This window comes from Pseudomonas sp. NFACC02, assembly GCF_900110765.1.
GTDB lineage: Bacteria > Pseudomonadota > Gammaproteobacteria > Pseudomonadales > Pseudomonadaceae > Aquipseudomonas.
Genome location: NZ_FOEO01000015.1, coordinates 1 through 13,277 on the forward strand (window position 1 = coordinate 1; position 13,277 = coordinate 13,277).

A 13,277-nucleotide genomic window follows, 5' to 3' on the forward strand; every position below is an offset into this window, starting at 1 on the left:
CCTGTGGGAGCCGCTGGAGGTTACGACAGTGGCGAATGCGGTGGGTCATTCAACATATCAGTGTCTGACCCGGCGCCTTCGCCAGCAAGCCGGCTTGTACAGGTCCGCGAGATGCCAGTCGGCGCTGCGGCGAAGTCAAATAACATCGCACCATTCATCATTAAATCTCTGACAGTCACAGGCATATACCTGCTTATCGGTGTATAACAGTCGGCCGTCTTTCGCCTCGATGGATGCTTGACCTTGAGTTCTGAATCGCCTGCTTCGCCCTCCGAACCTGCCGCAGAAAGCGTCCTTCGGCAACCCGGTTTTTTCGAGTTTCTGACTGCCCGGCTCGCCGCTGTGTTTGCCATGCAAATCCAGGCGGTGGTGGTCGCATGGCAGGTGTATGACATGACCCGCAGCCCGATTTCGCTGGCGTATGTAGGGCTTGCGCAGTTCATCCCGATGCTCCTGTTGCTGATGCCCGCCGGCGACCTCATCGACCGCTACGACCGCAAACTGATCCTCACCATCAGCTGGACTGTCCAGGCGCTGTGCAGCCTGATGCTGATGCTGTTCTCAGTCACCCATCATCAAGACACGCGATTGATCTACGCCACGCTGGCGTTGTTCGGCTGTGCCCGGGCCTTCACCGGTCCGGCGCTGCAGAGCCTGTTGCCGCAAGTCGTACCGCGCGAAAAACTCGCTTCCGCCATCGCCACCAACAGCATGATCATGCGCATCGCGACCATCGCCGGCCCTTTGGTGGGCGGCGCTCTGTATGCGGCGGGTGGCGGCGGTCTGACCTATTCGGTGTGCATGGCGAGCTTCATTGCTGGGGTGTTGCTGCTGATCCGCGTGCCGGTGCTCTATGCCGGTAAAAAACAGCTCCTGGAATCTACCGCCTGGAAACGCTTCACGGCGGGCATCGCCTTCATTCGCTCGCGTCCGATCATCCTCGGCACCATTTCGCTGGACCTGTTTGCGGTGCTGCTGGGCGGCGTCGTCGCCCTGCTGCCGATCTACGCCCACGAAGTCCTGCACCTGGGACCGCAAGGCCTGGGCGCGTTGCGCAGTGCGATGAGCCTGGGCGAAGTGGCCACCGGACTTTATCTGAGCGTCAGGCCGTTCGACCGCAACGTCGGCATGGTCATGTTCATCGCGGTGGCGGTATTTGGCGTGGCGAATCTGGTGTTCGCGCTGTCGACGCTGTTCTGGTTGTCGCTGCTGGCGCTGATGATTGCGGGCGCAGCGGACATGGTCAGCGTCTACATTCGCTCGACGCTGGTGCAGTTCTCGACACCGGACGACATGCGAGGACGAGTGAATGCGGTGAACATGCTGTTCATCGGTTCCTCCAACGAGCTGGGTGAATTCCGTGCGGGCAGCAGCGCCGCACTGTGGGGCGCCGTGCCCGCAGCGATCATTGGCGGGCTGTGCACGCTGGGCGTGGTGGGTGCGTGGATGGTCGGCTTCAAGGCTTTGCGGCAGGTGAATCACTTTGCCGACGCGTCGCCGTCCGAAGTGACCGAGAAACAGAAAGCCCGAGTCTGACGCCACGCCTTCTCTGCCGCCTCCCGGCAACACCAAGCCAGACCCACGAATATAAGAGTCTGGCTTCTGTTTTTTTTCCTAGCCTTCTCATGAGCCCCCATTCCCGCCTGTAGGGTAAAAACGCCAAATTGGATGGCTATTTGTCTCAAGCTGAAACGTTTCAAGTCGATAGGGGAGCACATCCATATGAATAGGCTCTCCTCTATGAATCTGCGCAATCTTAATATCGCTCCCCGATCACTGATCTGTTTTGGCTTTTTCGCGCTGTTGATTACGGTCGTCGGACTGTTTTCTCTCCAACAGACCACAAGGCTCAAAGACGCCCGAGAAACACTGCAGGACAACGTGCTGCCAACCCTGCTCACGATCGATGAGATCAAAAGTGACCTGTTGACCATTCGCCTGGCCAACACCAGCCTTCGAGTGGCACAAAACGACGACGCCGTGAATCATGCGCGCAAGCGTGTCGATCAGGGTCGTCTCAACCTGGAAAAAGACGTTCAGCAGCTCAAACCGTTGCTCATCACCGAACGCGGCCTGACGGTGTATGCCGAGATGGTGCGTAACCTGACCACCTATCTTGAGATTCACGCCCGTTATCTGCAGGCCATTGCGCAGAAACGCGAGGACGTCATCACGGCAATGACCCAGCCGGGCGGAGAGCAAACGCAAGCGGCGGAGGTGCTGGCCAAGGACATCGCCACCATTTCGCAGTTGGCTCGCGAGAAGATGGAAGCCTGCGACGCAGCCGCTGACGACACCTACGCGCAGGCGCGGCAAATGGTGATCGCAGCAATCCTGATCGCTCTGATTGCAACACTGCTGCTGGCCACTCTTTTCACTCGCAGCCTGATGGCACCGATCCAAAAGGCGCTGGCCGTGGCTCAACAGATTGCCGACAGCGATCTGGGCAAGCCAATCCTGGTGGACGGAAAGGATGAGCCCGGCCGTTTGCTGGCGGCACTCGCCGTGATGCAACAGAACCTGCGCACCACGGTGTCCGAACTGTCCCATTCGTCAAACCAGTTGGCTTCGACCTCAGAAGAAATGAATGCTGTCACCGAGGACGCCTTACGCGGAATCCAGCGGCAAGACGACGAAATCAATCAAGCCGCCACCGCGATTAACCAGATGAGCACGGCGGTGGAAGAGGTTGCACGCAACGCCGCGCACGCTTGCGAGGCAGCACGCAACTCCACACGCTCTGCCGAGAACGGCACACGCCGGGTGGATGAAACACTGCTGGTGATCCAGGAGCTGCACACCACCGTCGACGCCACGGCGGTCGAGATCGACGGTCTGGCGGGTGAAGTACAGAACATCAGCGCCGTGCTGGATGTGATCCGCAGCATCGCCGATCAGACCAACCTGCTGGCCCTCAACGCGGCGATCGAAGCCGCCCGCGCGGGCGAGGCCGGACGCGGTTTTGCGGTGGTGGCCGATGAGGTTCGTGCCCTGGCCCACCGCACTCAGCAATCGACCGCCGAAATCGAGAAGATGATTGGCTCGATCCAGACCGGCGCCGACAAGGCCGTCAATGCCATGGGCCATAGCAGCGAAAAAGCCCGAGCCAGTCTGGACGTCGCCGAAGCCGCTGGCCGGGCACTGGCGGACATCTCAGCGGCCATCGTGCAGATCAACGAACACAACACAAGCATTGCCTCGGCCACCGAAGAACAGGCGCAAGTCGCCCGCGAAGTGGACCGTAACCTGACCAGCATCCGCGACTTGTCGCTGCAGACCTCGGCAGGTGCCAATCAGACATCTGCCGCCAGTTCTGAGCTGTCGCAATTGGCAGTAGGGCTCAACCAACTGGTGCTTAATTTCAAGATGTGACCAGCGGCGCGAGCCCGACATCCTGGTCGGCGAGCCGCATGATTTTGCCTGGGCCTGATGAGGTGTGTGATTGCCGACGCGAAGCACCCCCAGGTCCAGGCAAAGGACCTGAGCCGGTCGGCGCTACAGAAACGAAAAATGGATGCTGCGACAAGACCCCGACTCGGTGCGGGTGATCGGCAATCAATTCGACGAAGGCTGGGCAGGTGATACCGCAGCCAGAGGAGATTGAACCCACCAGTCGGCCCGACGATTCAAGGAAGAATCCGACGGAAATAACGCCCCTTACTTCAGACATGTCCTACTTATTGCCAGCGCCTAGCTGACAGATTCTTTCAAGCCTGCGTGCTCAAATCCGCGCGTTCTGGTGCCCGCTCTGCTGAATGACGCGGCGCCGTCTTCCGTCATTGGCGGGACACCATGCTCAGCAATCGATCATGGTCGCGTTCCGCTTTCGCACGCAGGTCACGCTTTATGAGCAGCGCTCCGCAATCCAACCTCCTGTTAATCGACGGCGCGATGCGCGCAGACGCCATCCACGATGTCTATCGACGTTCGGAGGTACTGGCGATCAGGCCGCTTTTCCTCAATACACGTTTTGCGGAGCTGCACACGGCAGGTCCCATCCTGATCTCGCTGGCGGAGTCGTCGCCGCTGATCGATGAAACCTACCACCGGAATGTGCACCGTCCGGACGCCAGCCTTCTTTACAGCACTGCGTCGGTGGACGACGTGACGACTCATCTGCAGCGCTTCATTGCCCCTGAAGACAGCCGCAGCGGCGACAAGGTGATTTTACGCTTTGCCGATCCGCTGACGACGCTCCACTGGCTGAGCAGCTACGGGGACGCACAGCGAGACGCGGTGCTCGGCCCGATCGATGCCTGGCATGTACCGGAGCATTTCCATACCTGGGCGCCCGTGTCGCCTTCCGTATGGCAGAGCTACGTTCGACAGACACCGACCCCGGCGTGGGACGAAACGCTGACGCGCCTGGGGGATGGGCAGTTCAGCGCTCTGGATCACGCTACGCGCTGGGGATTAAGAGAGCGTTTGAACACGTCCCTTGAGCAAAACTACCCGGGGTTGATGGCGAGCATCGACAAAGGCCGCCGAACCCAGTGGCTTGATGACCGGCTCGACGAAGCCCGGGACTGGGGACTCAACAGCGAGCGCGGTATCGCCATCTGGGCCGAATACAGCTTGCGCTGGGGCGAGGGCTTCACTCAAGACCATGACGGGCCGTACCACCAATGGCTGGCACACGTGCCTGACGCACTCAAGCTCACACCGGAGTTACGGATCCAGAAAATGGACAACGACTGCCTGATCGTCAACCCGAGGAACCTGCAATGAACCGGCCCGCAACAGAAGCCGAATTGAGGCAGGCCAGGCGTAACCAGGCGTTTTCCGACAAGCCGATGGGAATGGCGCTCTGCTCACTGGCAGCCCAGGAAGTGGCGATCTTCCCGGTGCGTTATGCGCTGGACGAATTGCCAGCCAGCAAAGGCAGTCCCCAAGGTCCCAATCCTCTGCCCAAAGGCTGGGCGGCCCCGTCGCCGGCGCTGCACACCCGTAGCTATACGCTGCGGCAACTGCGCGACGGCTGGGTCTATGTGTGGGACACCGTCGATGGGACCTTTCATGAGTACCAGGTCAAAGCGGAGCATTTCATTCGTCATCCGTGGACTGACGCTCAGTTGAATCAGGACATCCGTCACAACCCCGGCGAGGTGCGCACCTACCTGCTTTACCCCCGACGAAGCCAGCTGCGGATCGCTTACTCGCCCGTGCAGTGGACATGGCGAACTTGCGAACGGATGCGCAGCAGCGCCAACGCACAGACCCAGTGGATGCGGGCGGTCGATTTGTCGGACTTCTGCAGGACCGGAACCGTTGCACACGGCGCTTACCTCCACGTGCTGGGCAAGAGCGTGGCGGATATTCTGGTGCAGGGTCAGCAACCGCCCGCCTTTACCGACACCATGTTGCCCACTCAACCGAGCGAGGTACATCCGGCGTACAAGGCTGCTTTTGAAGAAGCGCTGGTGCGCGGCCGCGTTCCGGACCAGGACACTGCGCTTTTCATTGCACTGGACGATCCGCTTGCCATGGTCGATGACCTGAGCATGAACCTGAGTGGTCGTCTCATGGAGTACAGCCAGTTCGAGGGACTGCATCAACAAAAGCTGGAAAGCGCCATCGCCGTGCAGAACCTTTGCGGCCTCGATGTCGATGCTTTTATCCCCACGTCCCTGACCAATCCTTTGCAACGCCAGGCCTACAGTGACGACCTGTATGCCTTGCTGGCTGCCCACGACGAAGTCGAACGAGCGACAGAAGTGGCGGGGGTTGAAGCATCGGGGATGGTGGTATGGGCGGCAGGCCCCCTCGTCACTGACGCTCAGAACACCTTCAAAACCCGATGGGGCCAACTGCCCGATCAAAAGAAATGGCAGACAGCTGTGGAGGGATGGAACGACAAGCGCCTCTGGCGTGAAGATGTTCGCTTTGACGAGGTGCGCCGGTACGTGAGTGAGAGCGCCAGCGAAATACTGCGACTTCAGGCACATTGCCAACGCAGCGAAGGTGATCTGCTGGCCTGGCTTGACCGCCTCGACCCGAGCGCCGAGGACATCTACCACGACACGTGCAACGCAAAACAGGCCAGTCAGCTGCTGCAGACCGCAAACATGGTCTACACACTGCTGGCCAACGGCGAAAAAGGGCAGCACTGGCTTTGCCAACAGGCCGCGCGTCCGAGCACCTTGTTCGGGTTGGCGCTGTTCAACTTCAACCCCGAAGTGGCAGCCGTAATCAAACAGGTGACCCTGAATTTCAGCCGCACCGGCAACCTCGACGACCAGGGCCGCGAGAGTGACGGCAGTACGCCCGTACTCAACCCGAACTCCGCAAGCGACATCACCAGCCTCGGCACCCGGGCCAATGAAATAAAAGGGGTGTTTGACCTCGAAGCGGTCAAGAACAGCGCGACTTACAAAGCCATGAGTGACGTCGGCAAACAGGCGATGGACACGCTGATCCGGGTGGCCAACGATGAAGCCAAGGCCGCCTGGCATGGCCTGAGCGTCCTGCTGTTGCCGGCCATGAAGCGCGAAGCCGCTCTTCTGCTGGCGGTTCCTCAAGCGCTGATTTCCCATGAAATCTCCATCGCGACCCAACTGACCTTCAACCCTCGCTATCCGCATGATTTTCAGGCCTGGCTGCGAGAGGTCATCCTGATACAGAAAGACATCAACCGAAATCAAAGCATCCTCCATCGACCCGGCGCGCCTCATGACCAACGTGCAGCGCGCACTGCGTTGCGCGGACTTGAAGAACAGCTCAAACACCTGATGTTGCAGCGCCCCAACCAGATCACCGCCAAGGTTGTCGGCAGCACGCGCCTGACCGGCGGTGTACAGAAGGTTAATGCCTGGCTCGCCGACCTGGGCCGCTCCGAAGTCCTCGCACAACTGAAAATGTACGGCACCTACGACTATCTGCACCGCACCAAAGCGTGGATGAACCAATACCTGGGCAACGCACTGCCCGCGCTGTTGGTGGGGCTGAATGCATGGAACCTGCACAACAGCGCCACCCAGGCCATCAACGACGGCAGATTCACCGCAGACGAATGGCGCACGGTATCCGCCAACGCGGCGTATGCGGCCAATGCGATTGCGGCGTTGTGGGTGGGGCCGGCTTGGAGTCGGGCGGGTGGGGTGTCCATGGAACTGAGCAGAAAAATGCAAAGTGTTGCCGAAGTAGCTTACACCCGCTGGTTATCACAAGCGAAGCACGCGCTGGCTGCTGGCGAGAGTGCTCAGGCCGCAGCAGCAAGCGAATTTGCTGCTGTCTCAAAGGGATTGATCTTACGGACCGTGACCTGGGCGGCGTTTGGAGCGGTAGCCGCTGCGGTGGAGGCTTGGCAGATATACAAGGATGTTGACCGCGCAACCAGTGAAACAGAGAAAACACTACTTAATACGAAACTCGGCATAGTAGTGGGCATGTTTATGGTTCCTGGAGTACAGACAGTTGGTGCGGCTGTTGGCTACTGGTTCGGCTTTTCTTGGGTAATGTCCACGCCAGTAACGATCATTCTGGCCCTTCTAGGAATAGCCTATCTGCTGGTCAGCATGGCCGCCAACCGTTACAAACGCGAAGGATTGCGACTGTGGCTTTACCGCTGTAGCTGGGGCCGGGGAGCGATCCCCGAATGGCAGAACGGCCACGAAGGCTTTCACCGGCAAATGCAAGCCCTGCTCGAAACACTGCAACGCCCCAGTGTCGTGGGAAAAGCCCTTTATCAGGACAGAGAGCGCCTGTCGGCACGGTGGTACGGCTTTTGGTTGCATATCCAGCTGCCACGCCTGCTCGCAGGCAAGCAGCTGACCCTCCAACCGGCGATGATCGAAGACAACGACACGTCCTGGAAACTTTTGCCTGAAAAGGCCGACAGGTTCTACGCACAGTTCCTCAATGGCAACTGGATCGACCCCAACCAGCTAGGCAAATTGCCTGACGCCCCACCCGGTGACTCGCACCTGGCGGATTTCGTTTATGGCGAGCAGCATCAGCATTTCGTCTGGCAAATGTGGATCGAAACGCCCAAACCTCGGCCCGTGCTGGAACTGGAAGTGAAATATCCCTCAGGTGTACTGCAACGCAGTGACGGACGCGGCTATTTGTTTCGCGTGGCATTGGCAGGAGCTACCCGCGAAGCAGACCGCCTCAATAGTGCGTTCAGCGGCGAGCTGAAGGAAGAAGATGACATTGTCTTGGGTAAAGAAAGCACTCGAGTGTTCACACTAGCTGTCCCTATTCCGAGACTTCAAAATGTTTAATTACAAAAAAACTCTCGAATTGCCTATTCAATTAGAATGGAAGCGTTCTGACGAGCCCGAGCTGATGAGCTGGACGATTCGCGCTCGAAATTACAACACTTTTGTTGCAAACATTGTGTTCACCTTCTTGCTCTTACTAACACTAGCGGCCTCAACTTTCCTTTATTGGGCGTATCAGGATCTCTCCCAATTTTGGCGTTGGACGTGGTGCACACTGTTCTACATCGTTATGGCTCTCACTATTTCAAGCATGACCCACCAACGAGTTAACTTCGCCTACCGGCTTACACACTCCGGAATGGAGCACTGTGAATGGAAAGACTTCCCTTCATGGGCTCCCCCTCTGCTGAGATGGATCGCCGGAGTGACAGCAGTCATTTTTTTATTCATGGCAACCATCGATCCGACCTTTTTAATCGGCGCACTGGTGGGACCTGGAGGAATGGGGTTAATGAGTCTACAAATGGCCTACTCGAAAAACTTTCGAGCGCTACACACCCGGTACCATCATGTATTCATGCATTGGACGGAATTAACAGGCGTGACGATTGCAACCAACAGGGACATTGTAGAGGTCGATTTTAGCTACTCCAAACCGGATTCGTCCTACATGGCGATTGGGAACGAATATATATTTTTCAAAAAAAATAATAAGCAGGACGTTATCAGAATCATTAAATCTCAGATGCCTGCCAACACGCCTTGCAGGGTGGCGCATGTAAATGTTTTTCGTTAAGCCTAACGAAAGTGCAGTTACCCAACACAGTGACGGACGCGAATATTTTCGCGTCGCGCTTGCAGAAACTGCCCGCGAAGTAGACCGGCTCAACAATGCTTTCAGCGGCGAGCTGAAGGAAGAAGATGACATTGTCTTGGAGAAAGAGCCCACTCGACCAATCATACTTTTGTTGTTCCCAATGCAGGACTGGCGAATGATTAAGTTCTTCAGCCCCCTTGAGCTACCGCCTCAGTTGAATTGGAAGTTTGCGGATGAGCCTGCTCTGATGGAATGGACAATCCGCACACGCAATTACAACACTACTGTTGCCAACTGCATATTTGCCTTTATGGCCACACTAATATCTCTACTCACATACATAGGACACCCCAGCAAAACTTTCAGCGCAAGCTCCTCTTCAGAGATACTGTGGAGCGCATTATTTTTTACAGTGTTATTGTTCACAATTTCAACCATGACCCACCAAAAAATGAATTTCGCCTATCGCTTCACACACTCGGGGTTAGAGTGCTGCGAATGGAAAGACTTCCCTAAATGGGCTCTACCCGCCCTCAGATGGATCGCTGGAATAACTGCAATCATTTTTATTTCCATGGCCACCATCGACCCCAGTTTCTTGATCGGCGCGTTGGTTGGACCCGGAGGCGTAGGATTGATGTATCTCCAAATGGCATACTCGAAGAATTTCCGGGCACTGCACAGGCAGTACCATCATCTGGTGTTCACGTGGAATGAGTTCACCCAAATCGCCATTGCAACTAACCGAGAACTGGTTGACTTAAAATATAAAATGATTCTAGACGGTGATCAATTCGAAACTGAATGGAACATAAATATCTACTGCAAACGAAACCAGAAAGAAGTTATCGCCGCGTTCATCACTCCGCACCTGCTGCCCAGCGTACCGTCCGTTAGAGCCAAAGTTAATGTACCTATGAGTACTGATTGAGATGAGTGGAGTACTTAATTTCGACAACCCCCTTGAGCTTCCAGCGCAGCTGCGATGGAAGCGTGCAGACGAGTCGGAGCTGACGGGCCGCACAATTCGAACACGCAACTACAACACGTTTGTTGCGAGCTGCATGATTAGCTCTTTGGCATTACTGGGGATAACTTATGCCTAGATCCATTCTCCCCGTCGCTTGGAAACTATTTACCCAACATACTAATCAGCACATATTTTTACACTGCCCTGTGTTTTCGCAATATTGGGCATAACCCACAAAACAATGAATTTCGCCGTTCGCTTCACCAGAGACCAGCGATGGGTCAACATTCGCCAGCCCCGCAGTGCTTAAAACGATGCCGAGCGTGGGCGGGTGTTTTCGGTGTCCTCCCGGTGTGTGCTCGGCGGTTCAACAGATTGCGATCTTGACGGTGGAACAGAGGACGATGAGGCGGGTGACGGCGGCAGAGGAGGCAGTGGCGCCGAACTGATCGTCTCTGTCGAATATTCGGAAGGGCTGCGCTCATGGCTGGAGAGACTCGCCCCATCCAGTCCGCCCTCGCTACGCGCGGCTTGGAGTGCTTCGGCGGCCAGACTTTCCCTCAGCAGTGCCGCGCCGGGCGTTTCGATTTCGATCACTTCTTCGTCGCTGTCGGAAGAAGCCGCGAGCGGTTCAGCCACGGGTGAACCCGCGCGGTGTTCGCTCGCTAAAGGACTGGCGGGTGTTCTCGGAGCAGGCGATGGCGCCCTGGACGACTGCCTCGACACGTGACCTGAGCCCTCCTCACCCGGCCTGGAGCGGGTTGATGGAAGCTCACCCAGCACAAATTCGTTAGACGCAGGCCGCGGAGGTGTTTCACTGACCGGGGTGCCCGGCGCCGCCGTTTCGTCATCCACCACGTCGGTCACCTCAGGGAGCGCTGGGGCAGCGGCGACTTCGGCGCGAATTTTGGCGTGGGCCTGGTAGGTCTGGTTGATCATCGGATACATCAGTCCGAACGCAGCGGCGCTGACCGAGTTATTCAACAGGCTGACAACACCTGCGGCGGGGTGGCCCGCTGCGTTTGTGACTTGTTGAAAGATCAAGGATGCGGCGTTGGCACTGTTATTCCACGCTAACCGCGTCGGGGAATGATCCAGCAGCCGTTGGTAGTCTTTGGCCGGAAGTAGCGCCGCCGCGTCGAACCGTTGTGCGCTTTGCTGTCCTCCGACCTGCTTGTTCTCGAAATGCTTGCCCAGGAAAGCATCGACCACCTCGACCGCCGTGTTGCAAACGGCGCGCGCCGTGGCGACCAGCGCGATGGCCTTCTGTAACTCGCTCCCTGTCAGTTGCTTCCCGTCAGGCCCACTCACACCGCCGCCGGACACCTGCTGTCCATCCGGCAGCAGACGCCGCGCCAGGGCATCTTGAGCCATGCCCATCGCCAGGGTCATGACCGTATAAACGCACGCCATTTTCGTCATGTTCTTCTCGTTGACGCCGTGGGTGGCGCCCGATGAGCGGGTGAACGCAAGCGTGGCCTGACCGCTTTCCCGTGTTGCGGCATACACCAGATTCCGCATTTGCGTGGCAAACAACCGGGAAGTCAGGTCATGGTTGCCCGCCGCCAGACCGATCACGGAAACGGTCGCGAAGAGCGCTTCAGCACTGATCTGAGCCCGTGTGACCGCTTTGGAGTCGCGCTCCTGGCTGGCTATTTTGCGGGCTCTGACGTCATCAGGCAGGCCCGCAAACTCGTCGCGACTCACCCCCATATGCCCTGCCACGCCGACGTTGTGCTCGGTCGCGCGGTTCATTCGTCCTTCACGCACGTGGGTGTGGGCGAGGATGGTCGCCAACGACATAGCCACTTGCAGGGACACCGCGATCGCCGGGTGTTTTTCCCGCAGCGCGGAAAACAACTGCATCGACACTTCTTCACGCATGAAGGTCGGCCCCCCGCAGGTGATCGCCTGCTGCGCCATCTGCCCGACGAAAGCGCCCGCAGTCGCCAGCGCCGTCTCAAGATGAGGCTGTGCGGCGTGAGTGCGATCCCGAAACGCCTGAACGAATGCATTCAGCCGTGAAGGGTTGGCCTGACCCCTTTCCAGTTCATTGGGTGTCGGTTCCTCCGCTCGCAGACGGGAAGCCAACGCATGAGGAGACGGTGCGTTTATGGGGATCATTGGAAGGTCCTCGCGGACAAAGAAGTGGTCGCCCGAACGGGCTGATCGGGCGTTTGCAGAGACAACGCCAGCATGACGAAACTCATCAACGTGTCCGCCAAGGCCTGGCCATCCAGCCCTGTGGCGTCCCACCGCGTAAACAGACGGGTGCCTTTGGGATCGAGCGCGATACAGGCACCCGCCAGCGTCATGAGGTGCAGGTTCATGACCAATGCCTCTTTGTGCTGGGCGGCCGTGCGCAGCGGCCGCTTGATGACCGTGCTGAGCAAAAGGCTCCGGCCATCGCCATCCGCCATGATCTCAACAGGAAGCCCCATCAAGGTGACTGAACTGACGGTGCCCAACGGCTGTTTGCGCTCGATGTCCAGTACACCCAACATCTGATCCACCAGCCCCAGATGCCAGTCGAGCGTCAACGACTGCGCGGCAGAAGCGGCGGCGTGCTGCTTGAGCCGCTCACGGAACACCTGCCCGTCGGCGTCCAGTACTGGGCCCCCTTCGATGGGCTCCATTTGCACCGACGCGTCCGCGGAGGGCTGATGACTGATGCCCAGCGCCAGGCTGTCGGCAAGACATCCCATCAATGACAGCGCCCCACTCAATGCCTGAACGTCGCCCTCCAGATGAAAAGGAATGCGCAGGCTGGCGACGGCAGTACCCTGTTCGTTCAGCCCGAACGAGCAATGATCCAGACCCGGGGCAACGCTGTTCGCCCACAGCAGCATTTCATGCCACTGATGCCGGGCGACCATAGAAGGCGGCTGCAGGTAACCCTGCACCCACCACTCGGTCACGGGTCCTATCGGTCGGTTGAACATCATGATTCGAGTCGAGCCCAGCGTGAGCAAGCCGCTGGTAGAGAACGCCAGTGCCTGGGGCTTCTCGACCGAGGCGCCCTGCGCACCTTTCAGCAACCACGATTGCAGCGTCGGCGAGATGTCCAGCGCCGAGCCTGATCCGGAGTTACGCACAGGCTCTTCACGGAAGCGTTTTGCTTTTGAAGCGGGCTGGGCGACGTCGTCGGTCATCGCGCGCAGGTCGCCCATCGTCAAGGTCGTTGTGGGTGGGGCGGTATTCATCGTGGCTACTCTCCTGTCAGCGAGTCGAGTGGGCGTGAACACTGCGGCGCTCTCGGCCGCGCCATGGATCCCTTGGTCTACGAGCATCGCCCTTCGTGTTCACGGGTTTTCCGGTGAGTGGCCCG

The 13,277-nt window shown here is 58.3% G+C and carries 8 protein-coding genes; 6 read left to right on the forward strand and 2 right to left on the reverse strand.

Annotated elements, in window-relative coordinates:
* Positions 1-243: 243 nt before the first annotated feature.
* The 6 genes from BMY73_RS14295 to BMY73_RS14320 all read left to right on the forward strand — a co-directional run bounded on the left by BMY73_RS14295 (position 244) and on the right by BMY73_RS14320 (position 9,910).
* Positions 244-1,536, forward strand: a complete 1,293-nt coding sequence (locus BMY73_RS14295; protein WP_062389975.1) for an MFS transporter — start codon at positions 244-246, stop codon at positions 1,534-1,536.
* 204 nt (positions 1,537-1,740) lie between these two features.
* A complete protein-coding gene (locus BMY73_RS14300; RefSeq protein WP_092407868.1) occupies positions 1,741-3,372 on the forward strand; it encodes a methyl-accepting chemotaxis protein in 1,632 nt (543 codons plus the stop codon).
* Positions 3,373-3,846: 474 nt separating this feature from the next.
* A complete protein-coding gene (locus BMY73_RS14305) occupies positions 3,847-4,728 on the forward strand; it encodes a DUF4123 domain-containing protein (protein ID WP_062389969.1) in 882 nt (293 codons plus the stop codon).
* On the forward strand, positions 4,725-8,222 hold the full coding sequence (locus tag BMY73_RS14310; RefSeq protein WP_062389966.1) for a T6SS effector BTH_I2691 family protein: 3,498 nt from the start codon (positions 4,725-4,727) through the stop codon (positions 8,220-8,222). The genes BMY73_RS14305 and BMY73_RS14310 overlap by 4 nt, the downstream gene beginning before the upstream one ends.
* Entirely contained in the window at positions 8,215-8,958 is a 744-nt protein-coding gene (locus BMY73_RS14315; protein ID WP_062389963.1) for a hypothetical protein, read from the forward strand. The genes BMY73_RS14310 and BMY73_RS14315 overlap by 8 nt, the downstream gene beginning before the upstream one ends.
* Complete coding sequence (locus BMY73_RS14320) at positions 8,945-9,910, forward strand: hypothetical protein (protein ID WP_062389959.1); 966 nt, start codon at positions 8,945-8,947, stop codon at positions 9,908-9,910. Before BMY73_RS14315 ends, BMY73_RS14320 begins: the two co-directional genes overlap by 14 nt.
* A gap of 345 nt (positions 9,911-10,255) precedes the next feature.
* On the opposite strand, the gene BMY73_RS14325 is transcribed toward BMY73_RS14320, so the two are convergent.
* Together BMY73_RS14325 and BMY73_RS14330 are read right to left on the reverse strand one after the other, a co-directional pair.
* Positions 10,256-12,073: a hypothetical protein gene (locus tag BMY73_RS14325; RefSeq protein WP_092407870.1), complete on the reverse strand. Its 1,818-nt coding sequence runs from the start codon at positions 12,071-12,073 to the stop codon at positions 10,256-10,258.
* On the reverse strand, positions 12,070-13,152 hold the full coding sequence (locus BMY73_RS14330; protein ID WP_139214229.1) for a type III secretion system chaperone: 1,083 nt from the start codon (positions 13,150-13,152) through the stop codon (positions 12,070-12,072). The genes BMY73_RS14325 and BMY73_RS14330 overlap by 4 nt, the downstream gene beginning before the upstream one ends.
* Positions 13,153-13,277: the final 125 nt, after the last annotated feature.